The 18,877-nt window shown below is 42.2% G+C and carries 16 protein-coding genes and 3 pseudogenes; 5 read left to right on the top strand and 14 right to left on the bottom strand.

Annotated elements, in window-relative coordinates; translation table 11 throughout:
- Nucleotides 1-101: 101 nt before the first annotated feature.
- A complete protein-coding gene (locus HCZ91_RS10220) occupies nt 102-845 on the bottom strand; it encodes an alpha-ketoglutarate-dependent dioxygenase AlkB (protein ID WP_179799301.1) in 744 nt (247 codons plus the stop codon).
- Nucleotides 846-854: 9 nt separating this feature from the next.
- A complete protein-coding gene (locus HCZ91_RS10215) occupies nt 855-1,700 on the bottom strand; it encodes a hypothetical protein (protein ID WP_179799300.1) in 846 nt (281 codons plus the stop codon).
- Nucleotides 1,701-2,221: 521 nt separating this feature from the next.
- Here HCZ91_RS10215 and HCZ91_RS10210 point away from each other — a divergent pair.
- Nucleotides 2,222-2,730 (top strand): annotated as a pseudogene (locus tag HCZ91_RS10210) (transposase); the annotation flags it as partial.
- Nucleotides 2,731-2,807: 77 nt separating this feature from the next.
- Here HCZ91_RS10210 and HCZ91_RS10205 read toward each other — a convergent pair.
- Nucleotides 2,808-4,006: pseudogene (locus HCZ91_RS10205) on the bottom strand (IS3 family transposase).
- Between the two features lie 62 nt (nt 4,007-4,068).
- Nucleotides 4,069-4,371, bottom strand: a complete 303-nt coding sequence (locus HCZ91_RS14060; RefSeq protein ID WP_346342191.1) for a hypothetical protein — start codon at nt 4,369-4,371, stop codon at nt 4,069-4,071.
- Between the two features lie 505 nt (nt 4,372-4,876).
- On the opposite strand from HCZ91_RS14060, the gene pqqA reads away from it, so the two are divergent.
- The 3 genes and pseudogenes from pqqA to HCZ91_RS10190 all read left to right on the top strand — a co-directional run bounded on the left by pqqA (nt 4,877) and on the right by HCZ91_RS10190 (nt 6,124).
- The gene (gene pqqA / locus HCZ91_RS10195; RefSeq protein ID WP_075107140.1) at nt 4,877-4,951 is read left to right on the top strand and encodes a pyrroloquinoline quinone precursor peptide PqqA; all 75 of its coding nucleotides are present in this window, start codon (nt 4,877-4,879) and stop codon (nt 4,949-4,951) included.
- A gap of 68 nt (nt 4,952-5,019) precedes the next feature.
- A pseudogene (locus HCZ91_RS13990) lies at nt 5,020-5,426 on the top strand (pyrroloquinoline quinone biosynthesis protein B); the annotation flags it as partial.
- A 386-nt stretch (nt 5,427-5,812) separates the two neighbouring features.
- Complete coding sequence (locus HCZ91_RS10190) at nt 5,813-6,124, top strand: DUF1244 domain-containing protein (RefSeq protein WP_179799298.1); 312 nt, start codon at nt 5,813-5,815, stop codon at nt 6,122-6,124.
- A gap of 75 nt (nt 6,125-6,199) precedes the next feature.
- Here HCZ91_RS10190 and HCZ91_RS10185 read toward each other — a convergent pair whose 3' ends face one another.
- The 7 genes from HCZ91_RS10185 to HCZ91_RS10155 form a co-directional block, all read right to left on the bottom strand.
- Nucleotides 6,200-6,643: an SRPBCC family protein gene (locus tag HCZ91_RS10185; protein ID WP_179799297.1), complete on the bottom strand. Its 444-nt coding sequence runs from the start codon at nt 6,641-6,643 to the stop codon at nt 6,200-6,202.
- 81 nt (nt 6,644-6,724) lie between these two features.
- On the bottom strand, nt 6,725-7,729 hold the full coding sequence (gene rluF, locus HCZ91_RS10180; protein WP_179799296.1) for a 23S rRNA pseudouridine(2604) synthase RluF: 1,005 nt from the start codon (nt 7,727-7,729) through the stop codon (nt 6,725-6,727).
- Nucleotides 7,730-8,040: 311 nt separating this feature from the next.
- Nucleotides 8,041-8,745 (bottom strand): hypothetical protein, encoded by a 705-nt coding sequence (locus HCZ91_RS10175; protein ID WP_179799295.1) that lies wholly within the window; start codon nt 8,743-8,745, stop codon nt 8,041-8,043.
- 303 nt (nt 8,746-9,048) lie between these two features.
- Entirely contained in the window at nt 9,049-10,188 is a 1,140-nt protein-coding gene (locus tag HCZ91_RS10170; RefSeq protein ID WP_257020043.1) for a CaiB/BaiF CoA-transferase family protein, read from the bottom strand.
- Nucleotides 10,181-12,370, bottom strand: a complete 2,190-nt coding sequence (locus HCZ91_RS10165; RefSeq protein ID WP_257020042.1) for a 3-hydroxyacyl-CoA dehydrogenase NAD-binding domain-containing protein — start codon at nt 12,368-12,370, stop codon at nt 10,181-10,183. The genes HCZ91_RS10170 and HCZ91_RS10165 overlap by 8 nt, the downstream gene beginning before the upstream one ends.
- 72 nt (nt 12,371-12,442) lie before the next feature.
- Nucleotides 12,443-13,651 (bottom strand): acetyl-CoA C-acetyltransferase, encoded by a 1,209-nt coding sequence (locus tag HCZ91_RS10160; RefSeq protein ID WP_179799294.1) that lies wholly within the window; start codon nt 13,649-13,651, stop codon nt 12,443-12,445.
- 62 nt (nt 13,652-13,713) lie between these two features.
- The gene (locus HCZ91_RS10155) at nt 13,714-14,865 is read right to left on the bottom strand and encodes an acyl-CoA dehydrogenase family protein (protein ID WP_179799293.1); all 1,152 of its coding nucleotides are present in this window, start codon (nt 14,863-14,865) and stop codon (nt 13,714-13,716) included.
- 379 nt (nt 14,866-15,244) lie between these two features.
- Between HCZ91_RS10155 and HCZ91_RS10150 the strand changes: the two genes are divergently transcribed.
- Entirely contained in the window at nt 15,245-15,883 is a 639-nt protein-coding gene (locus HCZ91_RS10150) for a TetR/AcrR family transcriptional regulator (protein WP_179799292.1), read from the top strand.
- Between the two features lie 164 nt (nt 15,884-16,047).
- Here HCZ91_RS10150 and HCZ91_RS10145 read toward each other — a convergent pair whose 3' ends face one another.
- The 3 genes from HCZ91_RS10145 to HCZ91_RS10135 all read right to left on the bottom strand — a co-directional run bounded on the left by HCZ91_RS10145 (nt 16,048) and on the right by HCZ91_RS10135 (nt 18,777).
- A complete protein-coding gene (locus HCZ91_RS10145; protein ID WP_179799291.1) occupies nt 16,048-16,683 on the bottom strand; it encodes a hypothetical protein in 636 nt (211 codons plus the stop codon).
- Between the two features lie 403 nt (nt 16,684-17,086).
- Complete coding sequence (locus HCZ91_RS10140; protein ID WP_179799290.1) at nt 17,087-18,070, bottom strand: MDR family oxidoreductase; 984 nt, start codon at nt 18,068-18,070, stop codon at nt 17,087-17,089.
- An 80-nt stretch (nt 18,071-18,150) separates the two neighbouring features.
- Entirely contained in the window at nt 18,151-18,777 is a 627-nt protein-coding gene (locus HCZ91_RS10135; RefSeq protein ID WP_257020041.1) for a TetR/AcrR family transcriptional regulator, read from the bottom strand.
- Nucleotides 18,778-18,877 lie beyond the last annotated feature (100 nt).

The following is an 18,877-nucleotide window of genomic DNA, read 5'->3' as shown; positions in this document are numbered from 1 at the left end:
AAAGAGATTTTATGGAGTGTTGCACATTCAGGATTTTAACCAGAGATAAGCACAAGCGAGAGCCAGCGTATTCACATAACTTTACCTAATGGTATTTTAAATTATGTAATCATTCTAAACGTTAAATTAAATCGTGATTTATTAACTTTCTTTCGCTTAGGAACCGCATGTTGCCAAAAAATTTGTAATTCACCAGACATTAGCAGCAATGTGCCATGAGCGAGAGGTATAGTTAGTTTTAATTCACGATTTGCATTATTACGGATCTGAAAATCACGTGTTGCACCGAAGTTAACAGAGCCTATCACTGGGTTTATACCTAGCTCTTTTTCATCATCAGCGTGCCAATTTAAATAATCGTCTCCGTTACGATACCAATTCAGCAAAACACTATTAAAATGAACACCTGCAACCTCTTCTACTTTTTCTTTGATATAAGTTAACCCCTTATTCCAAGAGTTAGGCTCCTGCTTAATACCGGAATAGCTATAAGACTTACCTTCATCACCATACCATGCAGTTAATCTCGGTATAGCTTTACGACCATATAGGTTGATATATTCTTGTTGCCAAGTAATATTAGTGAACTTGATTTTCTCAAACTCTTCGATAGGAATAGATTTCCAGTCAATATTCATAGAATCGTAACTTTCATTCTCCAACAGGTATTCAACACTTCTATCACTGATTTTCTCATTAAAAAAATTAGGCGCAAAAAACAGTTTGCCATGAGGCACGACAATATCAAAACCTTGTAGTGCCTCATTCCACTGATAAGAACAACCCTCATCCTCATCAGGGAACTCAAAAGGCAAAATGTGTTTATCAGTAGGAAACAAGTCCATAATCTTCCCTTAAACAGTCTTTATACAGGCAAACATTGCAGTATAATTTTTATCATTGCGTGGAATATTAAAGGTATTCAAAGCCATATTAGTAGCTGTTTTTATTACTTTTCTAGCTTCTGTTGGTGGTGTTTTTAAAACAAAACATATCTCATCCGTTGAATCATAAACATGTACGTGCTTATCAACGATGTGCTTATAGAGCTTTAGTATATTTTGTTGATTATTCATGCCGCCCACTTCGTGACTTACGACATGAATATAGTGTGTACCAACAGTTGAGGTAATGGTTTCAAAAAAACCTAAAAGATCAAATTCATCATCAAGTGGTATGTCTAAGACCTGCGAAAATATATGAATCATCACTTTATTTTCATCAAATGATAAATCGTTATTATCCAATTCTTCTAACTTTTTATTGACTGTGCTGATAGTGGCATCTGGAAACTTTAACTGTGCAATCGCTTGTGCTCGATCTAAAGCCACTATTGAGGGCTCAATAAGAATGACGGACTTGAGATAGTCTTGCCATGTTCTGTCATCATCATGACCCCATCTACAGACTAGGTTCAAAAAAGATAATCCTTGTCCGCAACCATAGTCAATAATAGTGGTGTCGTCATCAACCATAGTAATCTCAAAAGGTTTATCCCACTGCTCATTGCCCATTCTGCCATAAGAGTACAAGTATTGATCCAAATGATCCGTATCCTCCAAAACACCTCTGCCTCTACCTAAAACTTCTGGTCCATTTCCGTAAACGTCAACACGGTAGTCATATCTAAGAGTTTCATGGGTTAAGTTGTCCGCAGTTAATATGCCATTATTAATGGCTTCAATGACTTTATCTGTCATAAGGCATCCTATTTGGAGTATGTGTGAAGTTAGATGTTCATTACTTAAAAACGAAAGTTATTTTAATCTTAATCTCTATATCTCCCTTTTTTCTGAAGCCTCAATACAGCTGCCTGTAATCAATGTTTCCACTTCATTATCATGCTTCTTAGATTCCTCATTAAGTACTTGCTTGATAAGCTCAATATTCCGAGAATCCTTTAGTAGATGCTCTGCTAGACATACGAATGAGTCGCTAGTAAATACATTCATGATTGCCTCTTATGTAATGATACTAAACATATCTACCATAGGCGTAGTTTCAGTAGAAATTCTTACTGAACCGCCCCGGGATTGTCGGAGACTTAATATTCTGAGAGAATACGACAATGAAAAGACAAACCTACACCCCGAGATGAAAGAACGCGCCGTTCACATGCTGATTGAAGCGTCTGGCGATTACCCCTCCACATGGTCTGAGCTATGCTGAAAAAACCGTACACCTAAACTTGGTAAACTAAGCGTATTAATCGGAGTTTATCATGACCAAGAAAGTAAGAGCCTACAGTGACAAATTTAAAGCCGAGGCCGTCAAGAAGATAGCAGACAATAATGGCAATATCTCAGCGACCGCAAAGCACCTTGGCATCGCCATGCAGACCTTATCTAATTGGCATAATAAAGCCAATCAAGGCAAGCTTATCGGCACAGAACAATATGATCCTGATCTTATGACGGCTCTTCAGGAAATAAAGCAGCTCAAACGACAGCTTAAAGTAGCCGAAGAGGAACGAGAGATATTAAAAAAGGCGACGGCGTACTTTGCCAAGCACAGTTAGTGAAGTACGCCTTTATCAAAAACAACGATCTCTTCTTTAGTATCACTACTATGTGTCGTGTACTAAAGGTTAAGCATTCTAGCTACTATGACTGGCTGAGTCGTGATATTAGTGAGCAACAGATACACCGTAACCAATCTGAGCTACTTGTCAGAGCGGCACATAGTGAAACAAAAGCACGTTATGGTGCTGATCGACTGCACGCAAAGCTGATAGTGGCCCCTGACGTCAAATCCGTACAGTTAAACTTGGGAGATTTTAATTACGCAGCCTGATGATAAAAGTCAAATCACATCTGCCTTGGCGATCTATAGCCTAAACCCTTTTGAATTCTCGTCTGATTGTAGTAGAGCTCGATATATTGTGTGTTATCGCTGATCGCTGTAAACCTTGTTTTATAGTCCTGATGGTATACAAGCTCATTCTTTAATGTACCTCAGAAGCTTTCTATCGGAGCATTGTCGACACAATTGCCTTTACCACTCATTAAACCAGTAAGCTGATGCTGTTTGATGATTTTGTGATAGGCATTATTGCAATACTGGCTGCCTCTGTCAGAGTGCATAATCAATCCTTGGCTGGGTCGTTTATTTTTGATAGTCATGTTAAGTGCACGGCATACTAAATCTGCTGTCATGCGTTTATTGATAGCGTAGCCGACCAGCTCTTTGGTGTATAAATCTTTAACGCCTGCTAAGTATAGCCAACCCTCGCTTGTCCAGATATAAGTAATATCGCTTACCCAAGACTCATTAGGGCGACTGGCATCAAACTGCTGATCCAGCACATTTGGGTAAATCAGCTTGTTGTGATTAGAGTCGGTGGCCACTTTAAAGCGCTTATGACGACGACATTTAATCCCGTGTTCCTCTTTGATGCTTCTTACCATATACAGGCTAATGTTGTGGCCTTGCTCGCTTAGATGAGCATGCAGTCGATCTACGCCATAACGTTCTTTCGTTTCACTGTGAGCCGCTTTAACCAGTAATTCAGACTGGTTGCGATGTATCTGCTGGTCACTGATGTCACGACTGATCCAGTCGTAATAGCTTGAGGGCTTAACCCTTAACACACGGCACATAGTGCTGATGCGAAAGAGGAACTGGTTGTCTTTGATAAAGGCGTACTTCACTAACTGTGCTTGGCAAAGTACGCCGTCGCCTCATTCGAGCATAGCTCTTATCTTGCGTCGGGGCGAAGCAGTGCTTCGCTTTATCCCTCCTCATTTAGGATCTCGCGTTCCTCTTCAGCCACTTTAAGCTGCTGCTTGAGCTGCTTTATTTCTTGAAGAGCACTCATAAGATCAGGATCATATTGCTCTGTGCCTTTGAGCTTGCCTTGGTTGGCTTTGTTATGCCAATTCGATAGCGTTTGCATAGCAATGCCAAGCTGCTTTGCGGTTGCTGAGATATTGCCATTATTGTCTGATATCTTCTTAACGGCTTCAGCTTTAAATTCTGTGCTATAGGTTCTTATTTTCTTGACCATGATAAACTCCGATTAATATGCTTAGTTTACCAAGTTTACTTGTACGGTTTCTTCAGCATAGCTCAAAGCCCAGTCGGCATACTGGCCCAGACATCCTTTGCATGGATAAATGAGTTGAGGATACCTAGTACAAAGGTGACCATTAGCAACAGAAAATAAGCCATTGGTGTACCCATGCGCTTATCAGCGCGAACTAGAGATAAAATTGAGCCTAGCATGGCCAAACCATTAAATACCAGCGCACCTATAAGCATCCAAGAAGCGAAGTTCTTCCATTGAAGCTCGTAGCTGGACCAATAGGCGTAATCGTTAAGTAAGACCCCGATAAACAGAGGCACCATTCCGGCTAGAAAAAACGCATGCAGCGGGTGCAGCGCGGTGCCGGAGTGTCGGAGTGTCGGGCAACAGCACTAGTCATGGCAGTTTCCTTGTTGATAGTAAATGAGGATTCGATCGACCGTACTAATTGTACTGGCCCGAACTACGCGTGATAGAATTTAAATTACATGAAATCAAAGCATGGCTTGAAACATACCAAAGCCAAGAAAGTTCTTCAATTTTTTTTGTTTATTTAATGAACATAAGCTGGTTATTATTTCTTAAATGAGCATTAGCTACAGTCTCTTTTGAATCACAGAACCTGAAGTCCACAATTAGCGTACTCCATCGACAACCTCCAAATACTAACTTCACAATTAGGGGCTTATTTATAAACATAAGTAAACTTTACTGTTGCCGCTAAACTTCATAGCTAAAATATTCCGAGTTAACATCTAATGAATTGACAGTAGGAGTCAGGTTGTAATAGCATTAGGCATTCCCTTTATTAATACTGTCTATCAACTAGTAACATCATTCAGGAGCAATCCCATGCAGTGGACCAAACCAGCTTTTCAAGACATCCGTATCGGTTTTGAAATTACTATGTATTTCGAAGCCCGTTAAAATTTACTAAACTTACATCCATTAAAAAACCCTAGATTACTAGGGCTTTTTTTTGGAAATACTGATTTATTTTTACTTATGTTTTAGATTCTTCTACTGATATTCTTTTTTCGCCCCAGAATTGTAATTGCCATAACTATCACAGTATTCGACTAGGAACCATACAGAAAAAGACCTGCACCCAATCTTCAATAGCCATATCAGAAAATACCATAGATTCGATTTCATTCAATATATTGGTCAACATTAATCAGTAATTATTCGAATTTAAGTCGTTGCCGCTAGCACGTCAATTGGGAAATACTGGCATCATTAATGTGGCCCTGATAGACAGTCAGCTTGACCATGTGGCGGGGTTATCAACTCTGTGTGAAGGTTGTTCGATTCTTGTTTGGCGCACTAACATGGTCTATCAAGATCTAACGACAAGAGTCCCTTTCTTAATATGTTGAAGCACTGGAATGACGGTTTGCAAAACCTATTAGCCAAGTATGTCAATTACCTCAGCCAAAAATTCAATAGATAGCTTTATAAGGCACGCTAATTAATTTAGAATTTCTTTACAAAGATGAAGCTATATCACGCGCTTTGTACTTGATATGATAGATCAGTCCTTTCTTTTGTGGGTTCTATCCATTTGGCTTCTGGTATTTTTTGATTTAATTGATGACAAGTCGTAATTTATATTAGAAGAATACATAGTACTATTAGAGTTAACTATCGCCACAGTTCATTACAATTAACGACAGATTGAGCCACTGATAAACTTTACAGACGATGAGCCCACGCTAATTGCGCAATATTTATGTCGTTAGTATCATGTTGGTTTAAAAGTAGCTCAATTACAACTAGGAAAATATCATGGCAAAATTAGAATCAAATATCGAATTAGAAGCCGCGGCATTTCGTCGTTTACTAGCTCATTTAGACGAGCGCAAAGATGTACAAAATATTGAGCTAATGAACCTCGCCGACTTTTGTCGTAACTGTTTATCTAAATGGTACAAAGCGGCTGGTGAAGAGCGTGGTATTGAAATCGAATACGAGGATGCGCGCGAGTTTGTTTATGGTATGCCTTATGCTGAGTGGAAAGAAAAGTATCAACAGAAAGCAACGCCAGAGCAGTTAGCGCGTTTTAACGAGATTGAAGCTGCTAAGAATAAAGCGAATTAAAACTGAAAGTGATGGCTCAAATAAAATAAGCCATCTCTAGAGAGTGATATCAAAAAATCCAACATTGCCGCTAGATTAGCGGCTTTCTATAGATTTGAGTATGCTACTAAACCCTATGGTTCCTTGTTTCTGCATTTGACGGTCAAATAGGCGACCGACTAATGGCAGTGGTACAATCAATCGACCCTCAGATACCCAAGTCACGTGTGTGGTGCCATCGCCCAAGTCTTTTAAATCAATGATGCCTTTATCATGTTGCATTTTGATAGGTTTAGATTTTTCGATTTGGTATTGCATATGAGTAGGACGCTCAAACGCTGTAATCCGTTCCCAGAACTTAACGGGTCCCGTTTGAATGCTACGTAAAGCCCCGACACCATTGCGCTCCCCGTCACCTTCATTCACCAACTTAGCCACTCCCACCGCTTTAAATGAGCCATAACTAGCATGGTCACTCAGTGCTTCAAATACCTCATCAATCGGTTTTTTGACAATGCGCTCTACTTTTATTTTAAACATAATACTATCTCATCAAGACTAAAGTTATTTAGCTTACGGCTATTTCAGCAATAAATATAGCCGTCACATTGTGAAAAATTATTACCGTGAAGAGCCTCTACCTTTCGAAGGACGCCTGCCATTGGTAGCAGGTTTGCCATTGCCTCCGGACTTACCATTACCCCCTGACGGCTTACCACGACCAGTAGGACGTCCATCCCTACCTTTAGAACCCACTGGCTTTTTAGCATCATCCTTGGCATATTTGTTACGCCCCTTTGCTGCCCCTGCCGACTTTATAGATGGTTTTGACTTTGACGAAGCATCCGTACGAGGTTTCTTTCGTGGCGCATTGCGAGATTTCTTGCTTGAATGATTGTCTTGCGAAGAAGAATCTTCTACAGATTTAAGTAACACGGACAGCTCTTTTGGAGTTAAGTCTCGCCAGTCACCAACGGGAAGACCCTTAAGACTTACATTCATAATCCGCGTACGTTCAAGCTTGACGACTTCGTAGCCAAAGTGCTCACACATACGGCGAATTTGACGGTTTAGACCTTGAACGAGCGTGATATTAAACACATTAGGAGCCACTTTAGTCACTGGGCATTTTTTGGTCATCTTGCCAAGCATCGGTACACCGCCCGCCAAACCTTCGATAACACTATCCGTTAACGGCTTGTTTACTGTAACTAGATACTCTTTTTCATGGTTATTACCAGCACGTAGTACCTTATTGACCAAATCACCGTTGTTAGTCAAAAATATCAAACCTTGAGAATCTTTGTCCAAACGACCAATCGGAAAAATACGCAAACTATGTCGCACAAAATCGACAATATTATTCTTCTCAGAGCTTTCCGTGGTGCTCACAATGCCTACTGGCTTGTTCAACGCAATAAAAATAAAATCATCAGGCTCTCTTGGCTCAATAAGCTGCCCGTTGACTTTTACCGCATCTCCAGCAACCACTTGATCACCTACCGACGCACGTTTGCCATTGATGTATACATTACCTTGTTCAATGAAGCGGTCAGCGTCTCGCCTAGAGCAAATACCACTTTCGCTGATGTATTTATTTAAACGAGTCGAGGAAGCGTTGAACATAAAGCACCATTTTACCTGATAAGAAGCTTTTTTACTAAGAAAAAAGCCTAAATTGAATGGATCAACAATAATGAAATAGCTTACATTATATAGGAAATCGACTGACCCTTTGATGAGAGATGGATAAAAACCTAGAAATGTATCGCGTCATGTAATTTTGGATGATGTTGAAAGAACTTGTTTATGAGGTTAGGAATTTAAAAAGCCTCACCATTCATCATACGAGCAGTAGGGCTTTTTTCTAGTTGTTCAGCTATATAATTTTTCGAAGCTGCTCTTTTGCTGATTACTCTACTAACTTATCTTCCACACTACTCAGCATCATCCAACAGTTTGTTAAGCTCGTCTACCATTGGATCGTCAATGATGCTACCTTCTACATAGCTGATTATCTCATCTACAGTCGTCAGATCCATTTCACTAATGCCTAAACTGGCTAATTGCGCATTAATAGATTCTAAGCTGTCATTATCTTCAGCATCATCTAGTAAATCCTCTTCAAATCTACCTCTGACAAACCAATACATTTTTTCTAGTACAGTTTCTTTTTTGGTCAAAGTAGAATAACCATCGCCATAAATAAATAGATTGAAATGATAAGGTATTTCTACATCGTTGATGAAAAATGTACGTTGACATTCTAATGTATAGGCTTGAATTTCTTCGTTTTCAGTACTTTCATCACTTTTGTTGTCTTCATCATATTCAATCGCCTCTTCTATCAACTCACCTAATATCTGATAGTCGCCGACTTTAATTTTGTGATTATAAATAATAGCAGAGTCTGCAATTGCATCGAAAATAATTGCACTGACATCTAAGGTATGGTTGTCGATATCATAGAATGCTTTTAACGCTGGCAAAAACTCGGTCAGCTCTTCTTCTGGCACTTGAATGAGAAACTGCTGCTCGTATATTTTAATCATATCTTCAGGAGCATAGGTATTAGCAGTATTGGTCTCGTTTCTACCTGTTGGCTGCAAAGGTAAAAAATTATACGGGTTATGTTTGGTCATTCAGAACTGCCTTTTTACTTAAGTTAAATTTATTAAATGTCTGTGTTGCTCAATCTCTAAGAGCCTTTGAACGTGCTACTATTTTTCAGTACCGTAAGACTTTAGGATTTATGGGCGTATTGTCTCTTATTCAGGCAATTTTAGATAGACAGTTATAAATATACAAGTTCAATCACTCTCATTTAGACATGCAGTCTAAATAACACAGACTAAAAAGACGATACTAGCCAGCAGTATCTTAATATTGCCTTCAAGTGCTAATCCAACTTTCACTTTTCTCTAAAGCTACTTACATACTAATTATCAATTCACTTGCTGCCACCCTGATGTTGCATGATGCTCATTTTGATGTGCAAATAAAGGGTGAGCTTTGGCTTCATTTAGACTCAAAACAGGGGTCACACAGACATCCGTTGCTGCAAATACACGTTGCCAATGCTCAAGCGTTTGACTGGCAAATTTTTCCGCGATTGTGTTGGTCGCAGCCTCACTCTCAGGTCTATTGGGCATGATACCAAGTTGCCAGTGTATTTCTTTAAGCGCTGGTAGCTCTAATACCTCACATAGCCCTTGCCAAAACTTAAGCTCCAAGGAACCAACTGCCATATGGCGCCGGTCAGCGGTTTGGTACAGTCGGTAACATGGTAATGCACCACCCAAAAAATCATGCTGTGGCAGTAGAGTGTCGTTTGAGCCATTTCCTGAAAGGCTATTAATCAGCTTACCCGTCACCTTTGGCATGACCATATGATTGTACAAACTGTGCGTCATACTAACAGCAACGTGTCGTCCCCTGCCCGTACGCTGCGCAGCAAATACGGCAGCCAACAGTGCTATCACTGCTGTATCACTACCTCCTGCCAAATCCGCAAACTGGATATTGGGCATGGCCTGCTCACCCTGCGCTGTTCTTAGCTGATCTAGTACACCGCTCATAGCCATAAAATTGATATCATGACCTGCCTTATTGGCCCAGTCATGATTTACTTGAGAGCTATTTTTTGACTCAGCACTTTCTAAGTAGACACCTTCTGTTGAGTGTCCATCTGCTAAGCCATAACCAGTAATAGATACCATTACCAACTTTGGATTGATGACATGCAGGGTCTTAGCATCCAACCCTAACTCTGCCAAAATATCTGGGCGAAAGCTATCTAGCATCACATCAGCTTCTTTAAGATGTGCTTTTATAGCTTCAATCGCTTTGGGATCATGAAAGTCATGCTGTTCGGTAGTCTTACCGTGGTTTAGAGCTGCGAATAATTCACCAAATACCCGAGCAGGATCACCTTGTTTGGGCTCGATTTTAAGGGTGTCCGCGCCCAAATCTGCTAGCAAACGCGTAGCAAAAGGCCCCGGCAAGTTACGAGTCAGATCAATCACTCGTAACCCTTGTAGACAGTCCGCCATTTGATCATGATTTGATACATGCATGTCAGTCATCGGAGAACGCCTCGCCTTTGGCTGCCATGTCTAGCAAGATTTGAGCTGGCTCAAAACGTTCGCCATATTTCGCAGCCAACTCACGACTCCGCTCAACAAACGCACTCACGCCCATTGCATTGATAAACTGTAGTGTACCACCGTGCTGCGGTGCAAACCCCCAGCCAAAGATAGACCCTATATTAGTATCGGCAACTGAGCGCACGACGTTTTCCTCGTAGCACTTAGCAGATTCATTGGCTTGAATAAACATCAGACGATCAACCAAATCTTGCTGCGAGGGTTGCTCTGGTTTTGGCGGGTACAAGTTGATAAGCTCAGGCCATAGATGCTTATCACCCTCTGTTGGATAGTCATAGAATCCTTTGCCATTTTTCTTACCTTCGCGCCCATGCTCATTGACCAATTTTTTTAGTATGTCATAAGAAGGGCGAACTACGATTGGCTTACCTTCGGCTACCATATCAAGTTGTTGCTGTTCGCTGACATGCAATGCGAGGCTCAATGACACTTCATCTTGCAATGCTAGCGGCGGCATCGGCATACCTGTTTTTAGTCCGGCGACTTCGATACTACGCGGATGCACACCCTCTCCTAGCATCGCAATGCCCTCTGATACATAGGTACCAAATACCCGCGAGGTATAAAATCCGTGGCTGTCATTGACGACGATAGGCGTTTTACCTATTTGCACGACATAGTCAAAAGCTTTGGCCAATGTTGCATCGTCGGTTTGCTCGCCCATGATAATCTCAACGAGCGGCATCTTATCTACAGGAGAGAAAAAATGTAGACCGATAAACTGGTTTGGTCGCGTACTGGCTTTTGCCAGTCCTGTGATCGGCAGTGTTGAAGTATTAGACGCATAAACGGCAGTGTCTGAAATCACCGCTTCACTTTGCTGAGTACACTTGGCTTTAATTTCTCGGTTTTCAAACACTGCTTCGATAATAAGATCACAAGCTGCTAAATCATCGTAAGAGACTGTTGGCGTGATACGTTCTAGTAGAGCTTGTTTTTTCTCTTCGGTAGCGTGCTTTCGGCTAATGGCTTTATCTAAAATATTCGTAGAATACGCTTTGCCTTTTTCAGCATTAGCAATATCCGTGTCCAATAGCACGACCTCCACCCCTGCCTTGGCAGTAACATAAGCAATGCCTGCGCCCATCATACCAGCCCCTAAGATACCGACTTTTTTGGTTTGGGTCTGCTCAAATCCTTGAGGCCGAGACTGACCTTTTTTGATGCTATTCAGCTGAGTCCATAAGGTGTTAATCATGTTTTTAGATTCAGTCGACAGCACACAAGCGGCAAAATAACGCGACTCGATTTCAAGTCCCGTATCGATATCTACCAAGCAGCCCTCAAACACACAAGACATAATGTGAGTAATCGCTGGATAGTTGCCATGAGATTTTTGATTGGCCATGGCTGGGGCGATAGAGAATATAGGCACTATCTTTGGATGCTTACTATCGCCGCCAGGGATTTTAAAGCCTTTCTTATCCCATGGCTGCTGCACGCTTGGATTATTTTGAATCCAGTCTTTTGCTTGCTTCAGCATATCCGCTTGAGCAGTGGCCGTTGCATCAATAAGTCCAATGTCTTTTGCAACTGCTGCGCGAAGCTCCTTGCCTTGCGTCATCAACTCCAACGCCACCTGAATGCCGACCAATCGCGGTAAGCGCTGAGTACCGCCGCCACCAGGTAGCAAGCCTAATTTTACCTCAGGCAAACCAAGCTTGGTCTTCGGCGTGTCAATGACAATACGATAATGACAGGCAAGCGCCAGCTCTAAACCGCCACCTAATGCGGTTCCTGTCATAGCAGCGACGACAGGTTTACCTGATGTTTCAAGCTTACGCAAACTACCTTTTAATTCTTCAGTCAGTGCAAATGCTTGCTCGGCTGTCTTTATCTGGTTCAATTGATCAATATCTGCACCAACTACAAAGGTGTCTTTGGCCGATGTAAGAATTAAGCCTATAGCTGAATCATCATTGATAAAACTATCCACCATCGTGGCAAACGACTCCGTAAAGCCATCACCGATGACATTCATTTTTCGTTTGCTTTGGTCAATTGTGACAGTGACAATACCGTCGTCATCACGCTGGGCAGAGAAGTTTTCTAATTCATTAATGGCTGTTACGCCATCTGCTGTCTGGTTATTTGTCATCATTTTTATCCCTTAAATGATTCTTTGTATATTGCGTTTTAATCTAATTGTGTTTTAGTCTATTTGAGCAAGAAGTTAAACGCGCTCGATAATCGTCGCAATGCCCATACCACCGCCCACACATAGCGTAATCATCGCGGTCTGTAGATCGCGTCGTTCTAACTCATCAAGGACTGTCGTCATTAGCATCGCGCCCGTTGCCCCAAGCGGATGACCCATAGCGATTGCACCGCCGTTAACATTAACAATATCAAGCGAGACTCCAAAATCATCAGCGGTATTCATCGGCACAGCAGCGAAAGCTTCGTTGATTTCCCACAGGTCTATGTCAGAGGGTTGCATGCCCGCTTTATCGAGGGCCTTTTGGCAAGCTGATGTCGGGCCTGTCAACATAATGGCAGGTTCTGAGCCAATAACTGAGGCCATCGTGATTTTGGCGCGTGGTTTTAGTCCTGCTTTTTGACCAGCGGCTGCGCTACCAACCAAACAGATAGCTGCCCCATCAACGATGCCAGAGGAGTTACCCGCATGGTGGACATGATTGACGGTTTCAATCGTGGTGTATCTGTCCAAAATCACGCTATCAAAGCCCATTTTGCCTGGCATAATAAAAGACGGTTTAAGACCCGCTAAGGTCTCGACATTGGTATTAGATCGGATAGTTTCATCTTTATCTAACAGCATCATGCCATTGATATCGGTAACAGGGACAACAGACTTATCGTAATAGCCGTTCTCCCAAGCCTGTGCTGCGCGGCGATGCGACTCAGTGGCAAAGGCATCAACATCATTACGACTAAAGCCTTTGAGCGTCGCGATGGTATCTGCACCCACTCCTTGTGGCACGAAATGCGTCGCTTCATTCACACGCGGATCCATGTACCAAGCACCGCCATCAGAGCCCATCGGCACACGGCTCATAGACTCCACACCGCCTGCCACTACCATGTCTTCCATACCTGACATGACTTTGGCCGCTGCCAGATTGATAGATTCAAGACCAGAGGCACAGAAACGAGACAAGGTTAATCCAGCCACACTCTCTGCCCAGCCAGCATCGATAGCAGCAATGTGGGCAATATCAGAGCCTTGCTCACCCACTGGCGTCACACAGCCAAGTACCACATCATCGACCAAACTGGTATCCAAGTTGTGGCGCTGTTGCATTTCTTTTAGTAAAGTTCGCGTCAGCCAAATTGGTGACGCCTGATACAAAGAGCCGTCCTTTTTTCCTTTGCCGCGTGGCGTGCGGATAGCATCATAAATGTAAGCAGTCTCAGTCATAAAAAATCCTTTTTTTATTTTTTAAATAAACAATAATTATTGTAATCTTATAATATAAGCGTTTACATAAAGCGTGATGCCAACTCTTTCATAATCTCATTGGTGCCGCCATAGATTTTTTGCACGCGCGCATCAGCATATAAGCGGGCGATAGGATACTCGGTCATATAGCCATAGCCACCAAACAGCTGCACGCATTCATCGATGACTTCGCACTGTTTTTCGGTGACCCAGTATTTGATCAATGAAGCATGCGGTACAGACAGTTTGCCATCTAACATCGCATCGACTGCCGCATCACACATGGTACTGGCAGCGAGATAATCGGCATAGCATTCAGCCATCTTAAAACGCGTGTTTTGAAACTTCCAAATAGGTTTACCAAAGGCTTCACGGCCCTTTACATAATCTAGTGTTAGATTGATAGCCAGCTTCATTGAGCCGACCCCTGATAGCGCAATGATGAGGCGCTCACGTGGCAGCTCTTGCATCATTTGTATAAAGCCCATACCTTCTACCGTACCCAACAGGTTAGTTTGTGGCACACGTACATTGCTAAAGAATAGCTCTGAGGTGTCTTGAGAGGTCAGACCAATTTTATCGAGATTGCGTCCACGCTCAAACCCTTCTACTTTGTCTGTTTCTACGATAATAAGTGAGACGCCTTGCGCACCTTTTTCACGGTCTGTTTTGCATGCTAGTAGGATAAGATTGGCGTGTTGACCATTGGTGATAAAAGTCTTAGAACCATTGATAATGTAGTCATCACCATCTTTTACCGCATAGGTTTTGATGTTTTGTAGGTCGGAGCCAGTACCAGGCTCGGTCATGGCGATAGCGCCGATATGTTCGCCCGTTGCCATTTTGGGTAGCCACGCTTGTTTTTGCTCTTCAGTACCGTGGTCTAAAATATAAGGCGCGACAATGCCTGAATGCACCATACCGCCAAATCCCGATTGATTGGCTTCGGTCTGTGCGTAGATAAGCGCCGCTTCATGACCGAAGTCGCCGCCGCCGCCGCCATACTCAGCTGGTATCGCCGCACACAAAAACCCCATCTCGCCCGCCTCTTCCCACGCAGCACGATCGATCATGCCGTTTTTGCGCCACTGCTCATCTTTAGAATCCCAAGATTGAAACATTTTTAAGGCGCTGTCATGCACCATCTGATGCTCTTCGGTCATCCAGTTTGGGGTAAGTTTTTCGATACTCATGATGTCTATCCTTGACAAGGTGAAGTGAAGAACAACTATATAGTCAAGTCTATATAAATCCGCTACAGCGTCATCCTCGCTAAGCATACTAATGTATAACTTGCACTCGGTTTCCTTGTATCGAAATTATATTGAACTGACTATAGCTAAGTCGTTTTAAAAAATTATGGTAATTTATATTACCGTTATAGATATACTATAAATTCTTTGTATTTATTGATACACGAGTCCTATACTAGGCTACGAAAAACCACTTCGCAATCAATTAAATAAAAATGGTAATTTACATTACTTGTTAATTTAATCATGTTAAATTATCGAGCAAATCATTTAACTGGTAGGACGTATCAAATAGCCCATACTTTAAGAAGCGATAAATATGAAAACCTTTAGTCAGTCAGATAGCCTCACGCAAACTCGATCTCTAGCGCCCTTATCCGATATGCGGCCCGCAACTTTGGATAAAATTGAGCAAGCCGTTCGTAAGGTCTTCGCAGGATTTGACGCTAATGAGGTAACGATGGCGCAGATTGCAAAGTCTGCAAACGTCTCTTTGCAAACGCTCTACAAGTACTTCGGGGATAAGCAAACACTGTTTTATACCATTATGGATATCGTGCTTGGCAGATTGGCCGCTAGAATTATGGATCATCTGCAAGGGATTGATAGCGTACAAGATCGTCTACGTAAGACGCTGTGGGTCTGCTTTGATTTTGTAGACTCGCATCCAGATGCGGTGATGGTGCTGTCTTCTGTGTCGGCCTCGCGTATACGTAATATCGCAATCTATGAAAACAAAGAGTTAATTGGCGCGTTTTTGGCGGTATTAGAAGATGGTCAAAATCGTGGGGTGCTCAATGACACTGTCCCACTGCACATACTCTTCGATGTGTTTATGGGATTTATTAGTCGACTTGGCTTAATGCATACCATTCGCCAAACAGAAACACCGTTAAATGCAGAATTCGATGCGCTATTTGTGATCTTATGGCGCGCCATCTCTAAACCTGAAGCTTAAAGCTTAAAATGAATTTTATAAAACTGATATTTAGCAGTGTTCGACTCTTACAAGAAAACCTAACGTAAAAAACCAAAAAGCCCCACGATAAAGTGAGGCTTTCTTATACTTATTTTTCAGTCAATGTAATTAACAGCTCGTGCTGCTTATACATTCAAAAAAATTTAGATACTGCTAGATTTTGGCAATCCATACTCTGCACGGTCGATCACATGATTGTCTTGTTCAATAGTCAATCGATAGCCTTTGATAGTACCGTTATATGGCAGATTACCTTCGTACTGTTGATAATGCTCGCAGATACTTTCTTGAATCACTGATTCACGCGCAACCTTGCCCAGTTTGGCAACGTCATTAGGCAGAGTGACTTGCGCAAAACGCGAAGCAGCACCGCGAGACATCCAGTGTGCGCCACTCGTAAATTCAAAATCCACTTCGGCTCGTAAACGATAGCTAGGCGTAGCGTCAGTATCATTCGTTAAGCCATATTTGATCTGAGCAATATCTTCTGCGAATGGCTGATACGGTATTTCAAGCACGGCAAACAGTTTTGCCAAAAACTCATCAGCGGTAAAGTGTTTGTCCATATAGCTACCATCAAGCCCAAGGAATTTGCTCGACAGTACATGGCGCAGGCGGTCATAGGCAGGTATAGTGTGTTTAAGAGGATAACCCATTTGCTTGACGATATCTTGCGGGCGCAGCTCAAGCGACTCTATTTGATTGATAATATATTGCGCTAGAGAATGGCGTGGATGATAACGACGGGTATATTTAGATGGGTTAGCAATGTGGCTCATGATATCGAACACCTTAAACTCCTGTTACTCCGACGAAAAAGTATGATATACGCCCAAATAGGCAAAAAATCAGGCACAAATGAGGTTGTCGGAGTACAGGCTCATGCGCTTTACCAGAGTTGTTTTATATCGTGCTGGAAGTTGCAAGGTTTGTCACGCCGCCATGAGACTATTGTCATGGTCGGTGATAACAAAACTGTTAAACCCACGATAGTGCGTTCAACGATGATAGCACATCAGATGACAAAAAATAAATACCGATATTTGTGACCGTTTGTGAATAATTCTTTTTCACTTTGCGCATTCAATCTTAGACATTTCGATGCATCATTTGTTCATGTATTAAAAAGAAGCTCAACATCGAAACTTTAAGGTTGAAGTATTAAAAATTATACTCGATAGCCTAACGATTGACATCAACAACTATTCGACCACGAACCTTGCCATCCAATAACTCGCTTGCTGTCGGAATGACTTCGCTTAGACCAATCTCTCTGGTGATCGCATCCAATTGCGTCATATCCAAGCTTGTGCTCAAACGCTGCCATGCTTCTACACGCTCATCATAAGGTCGTGTCACACTATTGATACCAAGTAAACTAACACCGCGTAAAATAAACGGCGCAACAGTAGCAGGGAAATCCATGCCTTGAGCCAGTCCACAAGTAGCGACTAAACCATCTTCACAGGTACTGGCACAAACGTTGGCCAGCGTATGACTACCAACAGAATCAATTGCTGCGGCCCATTTCTCTTTTCCAAGCGCACGTCCCGGACTATTCAACTCTGCTCGGTCAATGAGCGTCGTTGCACCAAGGCTCTTTAGGTATTCCGCTTCTTCTAGACGTCCCGTAGAGGCTGTGACAGAGTAACCTTGGTTTGCTAGAAGTGCGATAGCAAAACTGCCAACGCCGCCATTAGCACCCGTCACCAATACTTCGCCACTCTCTGGTGTGAGTCCATGACGCTCTAATGCGATTATACAAAGCATTGCGGTATATCCTGCTGTACCTATCGCCATTGCTTGACGTTCAGTCATCGACTCAGGGAGCGGGATGAGCCAGTCACCGTTTAATCGTGCTTTTTGTGATAGACCGCCCCAATACTTTTCACCCACACTCCAACCATTTAACAACACCTTGTCGCCAACTTTGTAGCGAGGATGACTGCTTGTTTCGACAGTACCCGCTAAATCTATACCTGGAACCATTGGAAATTGACGTACCACAGGACTACGGCCAGTAATGGCTAATCCGTCCTTGTAATTGAGCGTACTAAATGCCACACGAACCGTGACATCACCCTCAGGCAATTGCGTGTCCTGTATCTCAGTCAGACTAGACTGATAAACATCGTCATTTTTTTCAATAAATATTGCTTTAAACATAGCAGCTCCTATTTAGACCAATCGTCTATAAATGAGTAAAAAATAATTTAGACCAGTCGTCTAAAAATATAGATAAAAAATTACTTCTGTATTCCTGCTATAAAACCTCGGAAAAAAATATCCAATGGACTGACGTCTTGCGTCAACTTAGCACGCAAAACAGCACCTTCCCAACCAATCCAAAAGTAAGCAGCAAGCTCATCACAATCACTATTAGGAGGTATTTGTCCTTGTTGTATTGCAAGACGCAAGCAAGCCGCTAAACGCTTTTGCCAATCAAGCAGTATGTTTTCTAACTCACAACGAAAACTGTCAGGCAACACGACAATCTCTTGACCTAAGTTGCCTACCAAGCAGCCGCGTCGAAACTCGTGCTTGATCATTCCCGACTTAGCATCCTCAACAAAGTCACTAATACGCTGCATAGGAGATACTTGATCATTCAAAAGACAATAATCTAGTTTACGAGCAAAATATAACGCGTATTGATGCAACACTTCCTGTCCAAATGCTTCTTTGTTCTTGAAGTAATTGTAGAAGGAACCTTTAGGCACATTGATACGTTTGAGTATGGCATCGATACCAGTGGTCGCAAAACCTTGCTCAGTCAGCATCTCCATCCCAGATCTTAAGAGAGCTTCACGGGTATCCGTAAACTCTCGTTCAATATTGGGTGGACGCCCTCGACGGGCTTTTGGCTTAGTCATTGTCATGCATAGATATTATGACCGATCGTCTTTAATGTCAATCGATTATTTTTAGTGGTTTATTTATCCTTCAGCCGCTCTAATTTTTTTGACTATTCTT

It is taken from the genome of Psychrobacter sp. BI730 (assembly GCF_013414195.1).
GTDB lineage: Bacteria > Pseudomonadota > Gammaproteobacteria > Pseudomonadales > Moraxellaceae > Psychrobacter.
The sequence above is the reverse complement of the archived record's forward strand: the minus strand, read 5'-3'. Positions and strand labels throughout refer to the sequence as shown.

Bases quoted from the DNA above. Each gene is read 5' to 3' on its own strand.
- HCZ91_RS10220 (WP_179799301.1), bottom strand. From the start codon at position 845: ATGGACTTGTTTCCTACTGATAAACACATTTTGCCTTTTGAGTTCCCT.
- HCZ91_RS10215 (WP_179799300.1), bottom strand. From the start codon at position 1,700: ATGACAGATAAAGTCATTGAAGCCATTAATAATGGCATATTAACTGCG.
- HCZ91_RS10190 (WP_179799298.1), top strand. From the start codon at position 5,813: ATGGCAAAATTAGAATCAAATATCGAATTAGAAGCCGCGGCATTTCGT.
- HCZ91_RS10185 (WP_179799297.1), bottom strand. From the start codon at position 6,643: ATGTTTAAAATAAAAGTAGAGCGCATTGTCAAAAAACCGATTGATGAG.
- rluF (WP_179799296.1), bottom strand. From the start codon at position 7,729: ATGTTCAACGCTTCCTCGACTCGTTTAAATAAATACATCAGCGAAAGT.
- HCZ91_RS10175 (WP_179799295.1), bottom strand. From the start codon at position 8,745: ATGACCAAACATAACCCGTATAATTTTTTACCTTTGCAGCCAACAGGT.
- HCZ91_RS10170 (WP_257020043.1), bottom strand. From the start codon at position 10,188: ATGACTGACATGCATGTATCAAATCATGATCAAATGGCGGACTGTCTA.
- HCZ91_RS10165 (WP_257020042.1), bottom strand. From the start codon at position 12,370: ATGATGACAAATAACCAGACAGCAGATGGCGTAACAGCCATTAATGAA.
- HCZ91_RS10160 (WP_179799294.1), bottom strand. From the start codon at position 13,651: ATGACTGAGACTGCTTACATTTATGATGCTATCCGCACGCCACGCGGC.
- HCZ91_RS10155 (WP_179799293.1), bottom strand. From the start codon at position 14,865: ATGAGTATCGAAAAACTTACCCCAAACTGGATGACCGAAGAGCATCAG.
- HCZ91_RS10150 (WP_179799292.1), top strand. From the start codon at position 15,245: ATGAAAACCTTTAGTCAGTCAGATAGCCTCACGCAAACTCGATCTCTA.
- HCZ91_RS10145 (WP_179799291.1), bottom strand. From the start codon at position 16,683: ATGAGCCACATTGCTAACCCATCTAAATATACCCGTCGTTATCATCCA.
- HCZ91_RS10140 (WP_179799290.1), bottom strand. From the start codon at position 18,070: ATGTTTAAAGCAATATTTATTGAAAAAAATGACGATGTTTATCAGTCT.
- HCZ91_RS10135 (WP_257020041.1), bottom strand. From the start codon at position 18,777: ATGACTAAGCCAAAAGCCCGTCGAGGGCGTCCACCCAATATTGAACGA.